Genomic DNA, 16,349 nt, shown 5'->3' with positions numbered 1-16,349 from the left:
CGCAACGGGCCGGCCTTGCCCCGATTGTGTCAGATATCCAGGTTGGCGACCTTCAACGCGTTGTCTTCGATGAAGTCGCGCCGCGGTTCGACCACGTCACCCATCAGCGTGCTGAAGATCTGGTCGGCGGCGACCGCGTCTTCGATGCGCACCTGCAGCAGGCGGCGGGTGTCCGGATTGACCGTGGTATCCCACAGCTGTTCCGGGTTCATTTCACCCAGGCCCTTGAAGCGCTGGATCTGGCGACCCTTCTTGGCTTCGTCCAGCAGCCAGTTGCGTGCCTCGGCGAAGCTTTCGATCTCGGCCGACTTGGCGCCGCGACTGATCTTCGCACCGGGCCGGACCAGGCCGTGCAGCAACAGCGAGGACTGGTGCAGCGCACGCAGCTCGCCGGTTTCGAACGCGGCCAGCGGCAGGACCTGGATCAACTGTTCGCCCATGTGGCGACGCGTCACCAGCAGGGCGGCCGGACGTTCGTCGGTCGGTTCCTGCAGTTCCAGGGTGAAGCGCGGCGAGCCCAGGCTGCTGCGGTTGAGGCGCGCGGCCAGTGCGGCCAGCCCTTCATCCGCGCCGGCCTTGCGCAGGTGCTCCAGGTCCATCGGGGTGAAATCGATCAACGCCTCAAGCACCTGGCGATCGTAGCGGTGCGTGTTGCGACTGATCGCTTCCTGCGCGGAGGCGAAGGCGAGCAGCAGCTTTTCCAACGCCACGCCTTCGATGCCCGGTTCGCTTTCCGCCGGGATCAGCGAGGCGTTTTCGACCGCGCTGCTGGCCAGGTAGGCGTCCAGCGCCGGGTCATCCTTCAGGTACAGCTCCTGCTTGCCCTGCTTGATCTTGTACAGCGGCGGCAAGCCGATATAGACGTGGCCACGCTCGATCAGCTCCGGCATCTGCCGGTAGAAGAAGGTCAACAGCAGCGTCCGGATGTGCGCGCCGTCGACGTCGGCGTCGGTCATGATGATGATGCGGTGGTAGCGCAGCTTGTCCGGGTTGTACTCGTCGCGGCCGATGCCGGTGCCCAGTGCGGTGATCAGCGTACCGACCTGGTCGGAGGCGAGCATGCGGTCGAAGCGTGCACGTTCCACGTTGAGGATCTTGCCGCGCAGCGGCAGCACCGCCTGGTTCTTGCGGTTGCGGCCCTGCTTGGCCGAGCCACCCGCCGAGTCACCCTCGACGATGAACAGTTCGGACAGCGCCGGATCCTTTTCCTGGCAGTCGGCCAGCTTGCCGGGCAGGCCGGCGATGTCCAGCGCGCCCTTGCGGCGCGTCAGGTCGCGGGCCTTGCGCGCGGCTTCGCGGGCGCGCGCGGCGTCCACGATCTTGCCGGCGATCGCCTTGGCCTCGTTCGGGTTCTCCTGCAGGAACTCTTCCAGACGCTGGCCGAATGCGCTTTCCACGGCCGGGCGCACATCCGAGCTGACCAGCTTTTCCTTGGTCTGGCTGGAGAAGCTGGGATCGGGCACCTTCACCGACAACACGGCGATCATGCCTTCGCGCATGTCATCGCCGGTCAGGTTGATCTTGGCCTGCTTGGCGATACCGTTCTGCTCAATGTAGTTGTTGAGCACACGGGTCAGCGCGCCGCGGAAGCCGGCCAGGTGGGTACCACCGTCCTTCTGCGGAATGTTGTTGGTGAAGCAGTACATCGTTTCCTGGTAGGAATCGGTCCACTGCAGCGCCACGTCCACGGTGATGCCGTTGGACTCGCCGGTCACCGAGATCACGTTGGGGTGCAACGGGGTCTTCAGCTGCGCCAGATGCTCCACGAAGCTGCGGATGCCGCCTTCGTAGTGGAAGTCGTCGCGACGCCCGTCACCGCGCTCATCGGCCAGGACGATCTTGACGCCGGAATTGAGGAAGGACAGCTCGCGCAGGCGACGGGCCAGGATGTCGTAGTGGAACTCGACGTTGTCGTGGAACGCCTTCACCGACGGCCAGAAGCGCAGCGTGGTGCCGCGCTTGGTGCTGGCTTCCAGCTGCTTCAGCGGATTGACCGCCGCGCCATCGGCGAATTCCTGCTGGTAGTGGAAGCCGCCCTGGAAGATATCCAGCAGCAGCTTCTGCGACAGCGCATTGACCACGCTGACGCCGACGCCATGCAGGCCACCAGAGACCTTGTAGCTGTTGTCGTCGAACTTGCCGCCGGCGTGCAGAACGGTCATCACCACTTCGGCAGCGGAGACCTCGCGATCGAGCTTCTTGCTCATCTGCTCGTGCTTGCCGGTGGGAATACCACGCCCGTTGTCGGACACAGACACCGAACCATCGGCGTGGATGGTGACGGACACATGGTCGGCATGGCCGGCCAAGGCTTCGTCGATGGAGTTGTCGACGACCTCGAACACCATGTGGTGCAGACCGGTGCCGTCATGGACGTCACCGATGTACATACCAGGACGCTTGCGCACCGCCTCCAGGCCTTCCAGGGCGGTGATGCTGTTGGCGTCGTAGTTGCCGTTGTTTGCCGGGGTGTTCTGTTCTTCAGTCATTGCGCTTGCCATAGGCTCCGCAGGTCGGGCCACCGCCGTGAGGCAGGGCGCCGAGGGATAAGGGGTTGCAACAGAAATTATACCAGCCGGGCGCTGCCGGCCCTTGGGACCCCACTATGGCACAGGCAGGACCTGCCCATGTTCCACGTGGAACCGAGTGACATCGGCAACGCCCTGCAACGCGGCAGGTGGTTCAGTAGCGGTGATGAAGACCTGTGCCGGGCCAGCCTTCAACCGCTCCAGCACGCGTGCCTGGTGATTGCGGTCCAGCTCCGAGGCGAGGTCGTCCAGTGCGATGACCGGCCATTCCCCGCGTTGCTCGGCATAGTCTTCCGCCTGTGCCAGGAGGCAGGTGAGGGCGGTGAGCTTGGCCTGACCACGCGAAAGCGCATCCCGGCCCGGGATGCTGGCGTAACCCACGCTCCAGTCCGCCCGGTGCGGTCCGACCGAGGTATACCCGGCCAGGCGGTCGCGCTCCCGCGCCAGCAGTAGCGCATCGGACAGGGACACCTCCTGCTTGCGCCAACCGGGACTGAGGGTCAGTGACTGGATGTCCAGATTCGGCGCAAGTACCTGGGCCAGCGCGATGGTCCGCGTCTGCAGCCGCTCCAGGTAGTGCTGGCGGCGGGTGGTCAGCGGCTCACCGGCTTCCGCCAGCTCGTGGTCCCAGGCATCCAGGGCATGCGGATGGCCCCCCTGTTTGAGCAGCGCATTGCGCTGCTTCAGCGCCCGGGAGTAGCGGCGCCACAAGGCCAGGAAATCTGGTTCCACGTGGAACAAGCCCCAATCGAGGAAGCGCCGACGCGGCTCGCCGCCACCACTCACCAAGGCATGGCTGCCCGGCTCGAAGGTCACCACGGCCAAGGCCGCGCAGAGATTCCCAAGCTGGGCGACGTCTTCGCCGTCCAGCCGGCCCTTCCACTCCTGGCCGCTATGACGGAGCCCAGCCTTGCGTCGCGTGGAACTCCCCGCGCCTTCGCGTTGTTCATCCCATTCCACGAACACTTCCAGCGCCTCGCGGCCTTGCCGTACAAGGCCATCCCGGACCCGGCCACGGAAGCTGCGCCCATAGGCCATGACGTGCAATGCCTCCAGCACGCTGGTCTTGCCAGCCCCGTTGTCGCCGGTGATCAGGTTGATGCCCGGCTGGGGCGCCAGTTCCACGCTGTCGAAACGGCGAACCTGGTGCAGGGACAAGCGACGGATATGCATGCGGTCGATCAAGGCCGCGCGAGGCGGCAGTCGGGTAGGGGGAATCGATCAGCTTACTGCATTGCACTGGTTCCACGTGGACTCGATACCGCCATGCCGGAAGCGACGCTACCGCACTGGATCTGCGGACGGCCACCTTCCGGTGCTGCCGGTCACCCCATTTCGCCCCCTGAATTGCTTGAAATCTGTACAGCGGGCAGGGCTGGAGCCGTGCAGATTTCGAGAAATTCCCGCCACTCTCAGGGGCCGAGCGGACCCGCGTTGCGGATGGCCGCGTGCTTTCCTTGAAATCTGCATGCCCTGGCAAGCCACTCGTATTCAGATCTGACGCCACGAGCGGGCGTGGAAGTGACTGTCCACACAGGGCATGTATGACGTATGCACAACCCATGTACGACCTGTGGATAAAAACAGCCCCTCGCACACGCCTGAAAGATATCCACAGGCTCACCCCCAGCCCCAGGGCCTGTTTTACAGGGGGTTTCGAGGCCAAATAACCCTTTGTATTCAACGAGATAAGGTACTTTTCAACCAAATCTGGCCCTACCACCACCACCTAGCTTTAGATTTATATACAGTTTTTAAAGCATAGAGCTGTGATCCAGCGGGCAACGAAGGCACTCGAAGACGTGGTCCCCGACGAACCAACTGGCAGCGAAGAAATCCAGACACACGATGGCTCGATAGCGTGCAGCCGGGTTGATCTGGAAGGCGATGGCCGGTGTACTGGCTAGACTTGAGGAACGCACATCCATGCGGGTGCCGGCGACGAAGCATCGGAACTCGCGAACGAACCCATCTGCGGGATACGCACCGAATTTCCCGACATGCTCCACGTGGAACACCGCAGATCACCAGGCAAAAAGAAACCCGGCGCAGGGCCGGGTTTCTTCAGACGTCGGTTCCACGTGGAACCAAGTGCTTCAGGTCACAGACGCAGCGGCATGACCACGTGACGCGACTTCTCGCTGCTGGCCTCGCGAACCAGGGCGGACGAGTTCGAATCGCGCAGCTGGATGACGACGTGCTCATCGCGCAGGGCGGACAGCGCATCCAGCAGGTAGTTCACGTTGAAGCCGATGGCCAGGTCGCTGACCGTGGTGTCCGCCTCGATCTCTTCCTGGGCCTCTTCCTGCTCCGGGTTGTGCGCGCTGATCTTGAGGTTGCCCGGCGAGACTTCCACGCGGATGCCGCGGTACTTCTCGTTGGACAGGATCGCGGCGCGCTGCAGCGAGGCACGCAGGGCTTCGCGGTCCACCTTCACTTCGCGATCGGCACCGATCGGGATGACGGCTTCGTAATCCGGGAAGCGACCATCGATCAGCTTGGAGGTGAAAGTCACATCGTCGCGCTTGACCCGCACGTGGCTGCGACCGACTTCCAGCTCGATCTCACGATCGCCGCTTTCCAGCAGACGCTGCAGTTCGGTCACGCCCTTGCGCGGCACGATGATCTGACGCTTGGCGCCGCTGGCCTTCTCCAGCTCGGTCTCGCACAGCGCCAGGCGGTGGCCATCGGTTGCGACGGTGCGCAGGGCATCGCCACGCAGGTCGAACAGCAGGCCGTTGAGGTAGTAGCGCACGTCCTGCTGGGCCATCGCGAATGCGGTGCGTTCGATCAGCTCCTTCAGGGTGGCTTCGCCGATGGCGACACGTTCGGTGGCTTCCACTTCGTCCACCGACGGGAAGTCGTTGGCCGGCAGGGTTGCCAGGGTGAAGCGGCTACGGCCGGCCTGCACGGTGATCTTGTCACCGGTCTGCGAGACGGTGATCCGGCTGCCATCGGGCAGGGCGCGGATGATCTCGAACAGCTTGCGGGCGGGGATGGTGGTCTCGCCGTCCTGGGCATCTTCCACCGCGATCCGCGACACCATTTCCACTTCCAGGTCCGTACCGGTCAGCGACAGCTGCCCGTTCTGCACCTGGACCAGGAAATTAGCCAGAACCGGCAGGGTCTGGCGGCGTTCGACCACGTTGACGACTTGTGCCAACGGCTTGAGAAAGGCTTCGCGCTGCAGTGTGAAACGCATGTGGTTCCGTGCCCCTATGCTTTAAAAAAATGTGGAATAAATCAAAAGCTTGGTGGTGCTGGTAGCGCCAGAATCGCGGGAAAACACAGCTAAGTCTTTGTAATCAAACAGGTTTCAGGCCTCGAAACCCTCTGCATTACTAGCCCCAAGGGGGAGGGCAAACCTGTGGATAAATCTGCGTTCGAATCGAACAGCGTTTTTATCCACACCCTGTCCCCTGCTTGCTACCGGATTCTGCACCGTTTTATGCGATGACGCCTTAGCGGCGTACATGCATCATTCGCTCAACTTCCGGATCAGCTTGTCCCAGTCTTCCCGCAACTTGCCGTCCGCTTCCATCAACGTCCGGATCTGCCGGCAGGCGTGCAGCACCGTGGTGTGGTCCCGGCCGGCAAAGGCGTCGCCGATTTCCGGCAGGCTGTGCTCGGTCAGTTCCTTGGTCAGCGCCATGGCGACCTGGCGCGGACGGGCCAACGACCGGGTCCGGCGCTTGGACAGCAGATCCTTGATCTGCAGCCCGTAGTAGTCGGCCACGGTTTTCTGGATGTTGGGAATGCTGATCGCCTGCTGCTGGGCGCGCAGCAGGTCGCGCAGGGTTTCCTGCGCAAAATCAGTGGTGATCGCACGGCCGGTGAAGTTGGCGCGTGCGGCCAGGGTATTCAGCGCACCCTCGAGGTCGCGGACATTGGAGCGCATTTTCTTGGCAATCAGAAACGCCACATCGTCGGGGATCTCGGTGCCACGCTCGCGTGCCTTGGCCAGGACGATCGCGGCGCGGGTCTCGAAGTCCGGCGGCTCGATGGCCACCGACAGGCCCCAGGCCAGGCGCGACTTCAGCCGTGCTTCCAGGCCTTCGACTTCGCGCGGGTACCGGTCGCAGGTCAGGATGATCTGCTGCTTGCCGTCGAACAGGGCATTGAACGTATGGAAGAATTCTTCCTGGGTACGGTCCTTGCCGGCGAAGAACTGGATGTCATCGATCAGCAGCGCGTCCACCTGCTGGAACTGGCGCTTGAACTGATCCATGGTTTTTTCCTGCAACGCACGGATCATCGCGCTGAAGAACTGTTCCGAGCGCAGGTACAGCACCTTGGCGCCGGGGTTGGCCTGGCGCATCGCATTGCCGGCCGCGAACATCAGGTGGGTCTTGCCCAGGCCGGTGCCGCCGTACAGCAGCAACGGGTTGTGCGCCCGGTCGCCCGGTTTCTGCGCCGCCTGGAACGCCGCGGCCAGGCCCAGCTGGTTGCTGCGGCCTTCCACGAAGTTGGCGAAGGTGTAGTGCGAATCGAGGTTGCCGGCGAACGGCACCAGCGGCTCGGCCGCCACCACCGGCGCAGCAACGCCCGGATTCGGCGCAATCTGCGCCTCGACGGCCCGCGGACGCGAGCCGATTTCAAGAAAAACGTCGCCGAAGCCGGCGAAGTGCGCCAGCAGTTCCTTGATGCGCGGCAGGTACAGCTCGCGCACCTGGTCGACGATGAAGGCATTCGGCGCATAAAGCACCAGGCTGTCCACGCGCAGATCGGCCTGCAGCGGCTTCAACCAGGTGTGAACATCCTCGGGCGGGAACTCCGCTTCAAGGCGTTCGAGACAACGGGACCAGGCATCCATCGGCAATAATCGTCTGGGGCCAGTGCGCAGGCGTCAAAAACCGCCGCACCGCAGGCCGGAAGGGGGAAGAATGGATGGCGCAGACTACCACCGACGAGAGGGGCCGGGAATGGTTGTCCCGAAGTTATTCACAAAATGATCCACAGCTATTGCACAGCCCGATGAATTCCCGTAGTGCCAAGCACTTGACGGCACCTCGGGAGGGTCTATAGAATTTCCGGTTCTTTCCGTCCCCTTCATATAGAGGCCCGCATGGCCACCAAGCGCACTTTCCAACCCAGCAACCTCAAGCGTAAGCGCGACCATGGCTTCCGTGCCCGTATGAAGACCGCTGACGGCCGCAAGATCCTGTCGCGTCGCCGCGCCAAGGGCCGTAAAGTCCTGAGCGCTTGATTGCAATGCCGCTTCCTGCGGCAGACGCAATCCTGACTGTGAGCAGTTCCGACCCGCGCAAGCGATTTCCTCGCTCTGCGCGGGTTCGTACGCGTGCCGAATATACAACGGTCTTCAACGGCGCCCGCCGTGTGTCCGATCCGCTGATGACCCTGCACTGGCTGAAGAGCGATACGCCAGCCAGGTTGGGTCTTGCGGTGTCGCGCAAAGTCGATCCCCGAGCCGTGGGTCGCAACCGAGTGAAGCGTGTGCTGCGCGATGCCACACGCCACCTACGGCCGTGGATGAGTGCCGGCGATTTTGTCGTCGTGGCCCGTAGCGCAGCCCGTACCGCCAGCAATGTCGAGATCCGCCAGGCCTTCGAACGCCTGCTGCGCCGCCTTGGCGCATTGCCCATGCCGGGCGCGGACGGCACAATGCCGCCGCCCCTGGGCGTTGCATCCCTTTCCCAGTCCGAGCCGGCATCACCTGCCGGCCCCGTCGAGCCTGCCCGCTGATGAACCAGACCCGCGTTTTCCTGATTTTTGCCTGGCTGATGGTGGCCGTGTTGCTGTGGATGGAGTGGGGCCGCGACAAGGCCGCACCGACCCCGCCGCCGGTTGCCGCGCAGACCCAGGCAACCGTGCCGGGCGCGGCGGGCGCGATCCCGGGCGCGACCGTGCCGCAGGCCCCGGGCAGCACGCCGGCGACCCAGCCGGCCGCCCAGGCCCAGGCCGGTGCCGCCCGTGTGACCGTCACCACCGACGTGCTGCGCCTGGTGCTGGATGGCGGCACGGTGCTGGATGCCGAGCTGCTGCAGTTCCCGCAGACCAAGGACGACGGCAGCCCGCCGGTGCGCCTGCTCACTGAAGAGGCCACCCACCCGTATCGCGCGGTGAGCGGCTGGACCAGCCAGGACAAGAGCATGCCGGTGCCGGAAGCCAATGGCTTCACGCTGGTGGGCGACAGCCGCGACTTCGTGCTCGCCAAGGGCCAGAAGGAACTGCAGATCCCGTTCGTGTGGAATGGCCCGAACGGCATCAGCATCCGTCGCACCTATACGCTGGGCCGCAACGAGTACGCGATCAAGGTGAAGGATGAGGTCATCAACGGCAGCACCGCGCCGTGGAACGGCTACGTGTTCCGCACCCTCGACCGCACCCCGACCATCCTGTCGCGCAGCATGACCAACCCGGACTCGTTCAGCTTCAACGGCGCGACCTGGTTCAGCCCGCAGGACGGCTACGAGCGTCGTGCGTTCAAGGATTACCTGGACGACGGCAACCTCAACCGCACCATCACCGGCGGCTGGCTGGCGATGCTGCAGCACCACTTCTTCACTGCGTGGATCCCGCAGGCCGACCAGGCCGCGAACTACGCGCTGTCCCAGCATGACGGTCGCGACCAGATCCAGGCCACCGGCCCGGCCTTCACCGTCGCGCCGGGCCAGCAGGCCAGCACCGAGGCCCGCCTGTGGGTGGGCCCGAAGCTGGTCAACCTGATTGCCAAGGAAGACGTGAAGGGTCTGGACCGCGTGGTCGACTACAGCCGCTTCTCGCTGATGGCGGTGATCGGCCAGGGCCTGTTCTGGGTGTTGAACCAGGTCCACAAGGTGGTCAACAACTGGGGCTGGGCGATCGTCGGCCTGGTGGTGCTGCTGAAGCTGGTGCTGTATCCGCTGTCGGCGGTGCAGTACAAGAGCGGCGCCAAGATGCGTCGCTTCCAGCCGCGCATCGCGCAGTTGAAGGAACGCTACGGCGATGACCGCCAGAAGTTCCAGACCGCGATGATGGAGCTGTACAAGAAGGAAAAGATCAATCCGATGGGCGGCTGCCTGCCTATCCTCATCCAGATGCCGATCTTCTTCGCGCTGTACTGGGTGCTGGTGGAGTCGGTGGAACTGCGCCAGGCGCCGTGGCTGGGCTGGATCCAGGACCTGACCGCGCGTGACCCGTACTTCATCCTGCCGGTGATCAACGTGGCGGTGATGTGGGCCACGCAGAAGCTGACCCCGGCCCCGGGCATGGACCCGATGCAGGCCAAGATGATGCAGATGATGCCGCTGGTGTTCGGCGTCATGATGGCCTTCATGCCGTCCGGCCTGGTGCTGTACTGGGTGGTCAACGGTGGCCTGGGCCTGCTGCAGCAGTGGTGGATGACCAAGCGCCACGGCAGCGACCCGGTGCCGGCCACCACCGCCCCCATCAAAAAGAAGTAGAGCCGACCGTTGGTCGGCTGCACCAGGACGTAGAGCCGACCGTTGGTCGGCTGCCCTGAAAAACCCGCCATCCGGCGGGTTTTTCTTTGGCGGCGATACAATCGCCGCCACCGTTGCCCCGTTGCCCCGAGCCACCCCATGCCCCCTGCGTCGTCGCTGCTCCGCCTGCCCGTGCCCCTGCTGCTGCTCACCCTGGCGTTGGCCGGCTGCGGCGACAAGGAGGCGGCCGACAGCGGCGCGATGACCCAGCCCAGCGCGCAGGCCGCCGCCGCGGCAGACCCGGCCGCCGCGCCACTGCTGGCCGCGCTGCAGAAACAGCTCGACGGCCACCGCCGCATCATCGTGCTGCTGGCCGACGAGGCCCGGCAGTCGCCGGCCGACCGCGCCACCTCCAGCCGCATCGGCCAGCAGCTGTTCCACGATGGCCTGGAACAGCGCCGCGCGATCGCCGCGCAGTTCGACACGCTGCTGCGCGACACCCGTCCGCAGCGCTTCGCCAGCCTGGGCACGGTGCTGGACTACATCGAATCGGCGCCGGAGCTGTTCGATGCCGACCGCCTGGCCTTCCGCGAGGTGCTGCGCGACCTGCAGGAGCGGGTCGGCAAGGATTCGTCGCTGCCTGCGGTGAAGCTGCACCAGCGCATCGGCGAGGACCTGGAGGCGCTGGACGAGATCGAGCGCAACTACAACCAGGAAATCACCCGCATCTTCAGCCGCTTCGACCGCACCCGCGCGATCGCGCTCAAGCGCGAGAAGTGGGACGACTACCTGGCCCACCTGCATGCGCAGTACCGCCGCGAGGCGATCCTGCGCGACTACGGCGTGATCGAGCCGTACCCGATGTCGATGCAGGACAGCGAGCGCGAGATCTTCGGCCGCGACCTGCCGCCCAAGACCGTGGTGCTCACCTTCGACGACGGCCCGCACAAGGCCTATACCGATGAAGTGGTGGCCATCCTCAAGCGCTACGACGTGCCCGGGGTGTTCTTCGAAGTGGGCCGCAACCTCGGCGAGGTGCAGGCCGATGGCACGGTGAAGCTGGGCCCGATGGCGGGGATCAGCCGCAACCTGATGGAGCAGGGCTACGCGGTGGGCAACCACAGCCTCACCCACGCCCAGCTTTCGCGCACCACCGGCGATGCACTCCGCGAACAGGTGCTGTCCACCGATACGCTGCTCAAGGACGTGGACGACAAACGCGCGCCGCTGTTCCGCTTCCCGTATGGCGCCCGCAACGCCGAAGGCCTGCAGCTGCTCAACGAAGCCGGGCTGAAGTCGATCATGTGGAACATCGATTCGATGGACTGGGCCGACCCGGTGCCCGAGTCGATCGTGCAGCGCGTGGTGGACCAGGTGCAGAAGGAACAGCGCGGCATCATCCTGTTCCACGATATCCACGACCGCGCGGTGAAGGCGCTGCCGCAGATCCTGGACCGGTTGATCGCCGACGGGTACCAGTTCGCCGGCTGGAACGGGCGCGACTTCAGCGTGGCGCGGCCGCGCAAGGGCGCCGCCACCGATGCCACCGTCACCAGCGGCTACGAGAAGTCGTGGGCGATCGTGATCGGCATCGACGACTACGCCAAGTGGCCCAAGCTGGAATACGCCAGCCATGACGCCCAGGCGATCGCCGACACCCTGACCGGACAATTCGGCTTCCCGGCATCGCAGGTGATGACGCTGAAGAACCAGCAGGCCACCCGCAACAACATCCTGGCCGCCTTCCACGACCGCCTGGCCGACGAGCGCACCGGCAAGAACGACCGCGTGTTCGTGTTCTTCGCCGGGCACGGCGCCACCCGGCGGCTGGCCTCGGGGCGAGACCTGGGCTACATCATCCCGGTGGATTCGGACCCCAACGAGTTCGCCAGTGATGCCATCGCCATGACCGACATCCAGAACATCGCCGAGAGCCTGCAGGCCAAGCACGTGATGTTCGTGATGGATGCCTGCTACAGCGGCCTCGGGCTGACCCGCGGCGGTGGATCGTCGTCGGCGTTCCTGCGCGAGAACGCGCGCCGCAGCGCGCGCCAGATGCTCACCGCCGGTGGCGCCGACCAGCAGGTGGCCGACAGCGGCCCGAATGGCCATTCGGTGTTCACCTGGGTGCTGCTGCAGGCGCTGGCCGGCAAGGGCGATCTCAACGGCGACGGGCTGATCACCGGCACCGAGCTGGCCGCCTACGTGGCCCCGGCGGTGTCGGCGGTGTCGCGGCAGACGCCGGCGTTCGGCAGCCTGCCCGGGTCGCAGGGCGGCGAGTTCGTGTTCCAGGTGCCGGACAGCCAGGAATACCTGACCGCCGATACCCGCCAGCTGTCGGCCGACGCCATCGCGCTCAATACCCGGGTCGATGCAGCCCAGGGGGGCAAGGCCGAAGGCGAGGCGCCGGTGACCGTGGCCGATCTGCAGGGCGGCAAGAGCACGCTCGTCGTGCCGGCCGCGCAGCCCACCTCCGACCGCCAGCGCGCGCAACAGGCCAACGACCGCGGCCTGCAGCTTTACCGCGAGAAGCGCTACGACGCGGCGGCCGCGCAGTTCACCGAGGCGCTCAAGCTGCGCCCGGACTTCGCCCAGGCCGCCAACAACCTGGGCTTCGTCTATTACCGCCAGCAGCGCTACGCCGAAGCGGCGCGTTGGCTGGAGAACACCTTGAAGATCGACCCCTCGCGCGCGGTGGCCCACCTCAACCTGGGCGATGCCTACCTGCATGTGGGCGACACGGCCAAGGCCAAGCAGGCCTATACCACCTACCTGGCCCTGCAGCCGCAGGGCAGCGGTGCCGCCCAGGCGCGCGCCCAGCTGGAGAAGCTGTAAGCCATGCACGCCTCCGCCAACATCGACACCATCGTGGCCATCGCCAGCGCGCCCGGCGCCGGCGGCGTCGGCCTGCTGCGCCTGTCCGGTCCGCGTGCGCGCGACATCGCCCAGCGGATCGGGGTGCGCACGATGCGCCCGCGGCACGCGCACTACGCGCGCTTCCGCGATGCGAATGGCGAAGTGATCGATGACGGCATCGCCCTGTGGTTCCCGGCGCCCAACAGCTTCACCGGCGAGGAGGTGGTGGAGCTGCAGGGGCATGGCAGCCCGGTGGTGTTGCAGCAGCTGGTCGCGCGCTGCATCGCGCTCGGCGCGCGCCAGGCGCGGCCCGGTGAATTCAGCGAACGTGCCTTCCTCAACGGCAAGCTCGACCTGGCCCAGGCCGAGGCCATCGCCGACCTGATCGCGGCCAGCGACACCCGCGCGGCGCGCGCGGCCCGGCGCTCGCTGGACGGGGTGTTCTCGCAGCGGGTGGAGGCAGCCGGCGAACAGCTGGTGCTGCTGCGCATCCACGTCGAGGCGGCGATCGACTTCGCCGACGAACCGCTGGACACCCTCGGCGGTGACCAGGTCCGCGCCGGCCTGGGCCAGGCGCTGCGCGCGCTGGTGCAGCTGCGCGACGATGCCGAGCGCGGTCGGCGCCTGCGCGATGGCCTGCACGCGGTGCTGGTGGGGCCCCCCAACGCGGGCAAGAGTTCGCTGCTCAATGCGCTGGCCGGCAGCGAGCGTGCCATCGTCACCGACATCGCCGGCACCACCCGCGACACCCTGCGCGAGACCATCCGCATCGACGGGCTGGAGCTGACCCTGGTGGACACCGCCGGGCTGCGCGACGGCGGCGATGCGATCGAACGCGAGGGCATGCGCCGGGCCCACCTGGAGATGCAGCGCACCGACCTGGCCATCATCGTGCTGGACGCGCGCGACCCGCAGGCCGGGCGTGCCGCGGTGGCCGACGCCCTGGCCGGCGTGCCGCAGCAGCTGTGGATCCACAACAAAAGCGACCTGCTGGCGCAGTGTCCCGCCGATAGCGATGCGAACGTCGTCCACGTCTCCGCCGCCACCGGCCAGGGTCTGGAGCGCCTGCATGCCCGCCTGCGTGAACTGGCCAGCGGCAGCGCCGGCGACAGCGTGGAGGGCGAGTTCTCCGCGCGTGCCCGCCACGTGGAGGCGATCGTGCTGGCCATCGGCCACGTCGAGCGTGCCGATGCCGAGCTGGTCCACGAACACCTGGAGCTGGCCGCCGAGGAACTGCGCCTGGCCCATGAGGCGCTGGGCGAGATCACCGGGCGGATGAGCGCCGATGACCTGCTGGGGCGGATATTCTCCAGCTTCTGCATCGGGAAGTAGGGGGCGTTACTTCCCGCTGTCACACCACACCACCACAATGCGCCGGTCCTTTCCACGCCCCCGCCGCGTCGGCGCGGGCCGCATCAAACAGGGGTTTGCAGTGTCGAAGTCGTTGTGGGGTTGTGCGTTGCTGTTGTCGCTGGCCGTGGCACCATCGGTGGCCATGAGTGCCGAATCCACCTCCCCATCGCGCAAGGCGGCCGTCTACGGCCACCGTGGCGCCAGTGCGCTGCTGCCCGAGCACACCCTGGCCAGCTACGCGCAGGCCATCGCCGACGGCGCCGACTACATCGAACCGGACCTGGTGATGACCAGGGACGGCGTGCTGGTGTCGCGCCACGAGAACGAGATCGGCGGCACCACCGATGTGGCCGCCCACCCCGAGTTCGCCAGCCGCAGGACGGTCAAGACCATCGACGGCGAGCGCGTGGAGGGCTGGTTCACCGAAGACTTCACCCTGGCCGAGCTGAAGACGCTGTACGCCCGCGAGCGCCTGCCGCAGCTGCGCAGTACCGCCTATGACGGCCAGTTCCGCATCGCCACGCTGGAGGAGATCCTTGCTTTCCTGGTGCAGCAGGCCGGCCGCGCCAACCGCGGCATCGGGCTGGTGCCGGAGATCAAGCACGGCACCTACTTCAAGGGCATCGGCCTGCCGATGGAAGACAAGCTGCTGGCCGCGTTGCAGGGCAACGCGTACACGCGCGTGGCACCGGTGACGATCCAGTCGTTCGAGGTCGGCAACCTGCGCTACCTGCGCAGCACGCTGGGCCGTGAGTCCAACATCCGCCTGCTGCAGTTGCTGGGCGATCCGAAGCAGCAGCCGGGAGACGTGCTGGCCGCCAAGGGCAGCCAGCGCTATGCCGACATGCTCACCCCGGCCGGATTGGAGCAGGTGGCGGCCTATGCCGACGGCATCGGCCCCAGCCTGCGCCAGGTCATTCCGCTGGATGCGGCCGGCAAGCTGGGCGCGCCGACCCCCCTGGTCCGCGACGCGCACGCCGCCGGCCTGATGGTGATCCCGTACACCTTCCGCCCGGAGAACTATTTCCAGGCGGCCGAGTTCCGCAAGGGCGAGGCCAACGCACGCAATGCCGCCGGTTCGGTGGCCGAAATGCGCGCCTACCTGGCCACCGGCATCGATGCGTTCTTCACCGACGACCCCGCGCTGGGCCGGCGTGCGGTGGATGGGGACGGCGCCGCGACCGCCGGAAACTGACCGGCCGCGATCGCGCGTGATCCGCGGCCACGCAGGCGCTGCGCTGCGCGGATCCGCCGCGCGTGACCTTGTTGCGACAGACGGCCGCGGCTACCGTGGTCGCTGGACAAGGAGGTCTACATGCTGATCGGACATCGCTACGAACGCACGCCAGGCGGCGATCTGCACATCCATTCGCACAATCGCGTGCAGGCAGGCCTGGTGCTGTTCGTGGCCATCGTCGCGTTGGCGGTTCCCGGCGCCTTCGTGGTCGGTGCGCTGGTCGACGATCGCTCACCGCTGGCCCGCCTGGCCCCGCTGTCCTGGCTGCTGGTGGTGGTGGCGTTCCTGCTGCTGGTCGCGCTGGCGGTGGTCCTGCTGGTGTACACCGAGACCAGCGAAACGCTGACCCTGTCGCGCCGCGACGGCGTTGGCCAGCGCCATACCCGCACGCTGTCCGGGCGCCGCACGCCGGTGAATGCCGCCTTCGCCCTGCACGGGCTGTCCGGACTCCAACTGCGCTGGCACGGTACCCTGCACCGCGGGACCACCCAGCTGTGGCTCGTGCACCACGACGGCAGCGAGACCCTGTTGACGCCCGGCAACGTCGCCGTGCTGCCCGGCACCCGGCGCACCGACCGCTGGCTGGGCGTGCTGGCCGATTACCTGCAGCTGCCCGTGCCCGTGGCGGTGCTGGAGGCACCACGCGCCGCGCCGGCGCGGGCGGCGGAAGAGGACACGGACACGGTGGCCCCTGCGCCAGCATCGGCGGACAAGGCCGGCGCTGGCGTCCGCCTTTTTTTCGGCCTGCTGGGGGCGTTCCTGGCAGTGCTTGAACTCACGCAGCTGCTCTCGCTGCTCACCGCCCTGGCCACGGCGCGGATCCGGGTGGGCGGCTATCGCGTCAGCGCGCACACCTACTATTGGAGCGAGCAGCCGCTCGCCTATGCGTTCAACGTGCTGTTCGGGGTGGCGATGGTGGGGCTGGTCGGCATGTTCGCCATCGGCTGCCTGCGCCTGGCGCTGTTCGGCCGGCTCGGATCCGCCAGGTGAGCG

General features: G+C 66.4%; 11 protein-coding genes. 7 read left to right on the top strand and 4 right to left on the bottom strand.

Annotation, left to right across the window (positions count from 1 at the left end):
* Positions 1 to 29 precede the first annotated feature (29 nt).
* The 4 genes from gyrB to dnaA all read right to left on the bottom strand — a co-directional run bounded on the left by gyrB (position 30) and on the right by dnaA (position 7,341).
* Complete coding sequence (gyrB, locus tag AC1DGC_RS05430; protein WP_259208039.1) at positions 30 to 2,489, bottom strand: DNA topoisomerase (ATP-hydrolyzing) subunit B; 2,460 nt, start codon at positions 2,487 to 2,489, stop codon at positions 30 to 32.
* 114 nt (positions 2,490 to 2,603) lie between these two features.
* On the bottom strand, positions 2,604 to 3,701 hold the full coding sequence (gene recF / locus AC1DGC_RS05425; RefSeq protein WP_478047370.1) for a DNA replication/repair protein RecF: 1,098 nt from the start codon (positions 3,699 to 3,701) through the stop codon (positions 2,604 to 2,606).
* 928 nt (positions 3,702 to 4,629) lie between these two features.
* Positions 4,630 to 5,730 (bottom strand): DNA polymerase III subunit beta, encoded by a 1,101-nt coding sequence (gene dnaN / locus AC1DGC_RS05420; protein WP_019184048.1) that lies wholly within the window; start codon positions 5,728 to 5,730, stop codon positions 4,630 to 4,632.
* A gap of 276 nt (positions 5,731 to 6,006) precedes the next feature.
* A complete protein-coding gene (gene dnaA, locus AC1DGC_RS05415) occupies positions 6,007 to 7,341 on the bottom strand; it encodes a chromosomal replication initiator protein DnaA (RefSeq protein WP_259208052.1) in 1,335 nt (444 codons plus the stop codon).
* A gap of 252 nt (positions 7,342 to 7,593) precedes the next feature.
* On the opposite strand from dnaA, the gene rpmH reads away from it, so the two are divergent.
* The 7 genes from rpmH to AC1DGC_RS05380 all read left to right on the top strand — a co-directional run bounded on the left by rpmH (position 7,594) and on the right by AC1DGC_RS05380 (position 16,346).
* Positions 7,594 to 7,734: a 50S ribosomal protein L34 gene (rpmH, locus tag AC1DGC_RS05410; protein ID WP_006404565.1), complete on the top strand. Its 141-nt coding sequence runs from the start codon at positions 7,594 to 7,596 to the stop codon at positions 7,732 to 7,734.
* Between the two features lie 5 nt (positions 7,735 to 7,739).
* Positions 7,740 to 8,231 (top strand): ribonuclease P protein component, encoded by a 492-nt coding sequence (rnpA, locus tag AC1DGC_RS05405; protein WP_259208055.1) that lies wholly within the window; start codon positions 7,740 to 7,742, stop codon positions 8,229 to 8,231.
* Entirely contained in the window at positions 8,231 to 9,931 is a 1,701-nt protein-coding gene (gene yidC, locus AC1DGC_RS05400; protein WP_394164889.1) for a membrane protein insertase YidC, read from the top strand. Before rnpA ends, yidC begins: the two co-directional genes overlap by 1 nt.
* A gap of 138 nt (positions 9,932 to 10,069) precedes the next feature.
* Positions 10,070 to 12,745: a polysaccharide deacetylase family protein gene (locus AC1DGC_RS05395; RefSeq protein WP_478047369.1), complete on the top strand. Its 2,676-nt coding sequence runs from the start codon at positions 10,070 to 10,072 to the stop codon at positions 12,743 to 12,745.
* 3 nt (positions 12,746 to 12,748) lie between these two features.
* Positions 12,749 to 14,098 carry a tRNA uridine-5-carboxymethylaminomethyl(34) synthesis GTPase MnmE gene (gene mnmE, locus AC1DGC_RS05390; protein ID WP_478047368.1) on the top strand — a complete coding sequence of 450 codons (1,350 nt, stop codon included), beginning with the start codon at positions 12,749 to 12,751 and terminating at the stop codon, positions 14,096 to 14,098.
* Between the two features lie 163 nt (positions 14,099 to 14,261).
* Complete coding sequence (locus AC1DGC_RS05385) at positions 14,262 to 15,314, top strand: glycerophosphodiester phosphodiesterase (RefSeq protein ID WP_259208242.1); 1,053 nt, start codon at positions 14,262 to 14,264, stop codon at positions 15,312 to 15,314.
* A 120-nt stretch (positions 15,315 to 15,434) separates the two neighbouring features.
* Positions 15,435 to 16,346: a hypothetical protein gene (locus AC1DGC_RS05380; RefSeq protein WP_478047367.1), complete on the top strand. Its 912-nt coding sequence runs from the start codon at positions 15,435 to 15,437 to the stop codon at positions 16,344 to 16,346.
* Positions 16,347 to 16,349 lie beyond the last annotated feature (3 nt).

It is taken from the genome of Stenotrophomonas sp. 05N37 (assembly GCF_056397365.1).
Note: the sequence above shows the minus strand (reverse complement) of the source record. Positions and strands in the feature narration are given on the sequence as shown.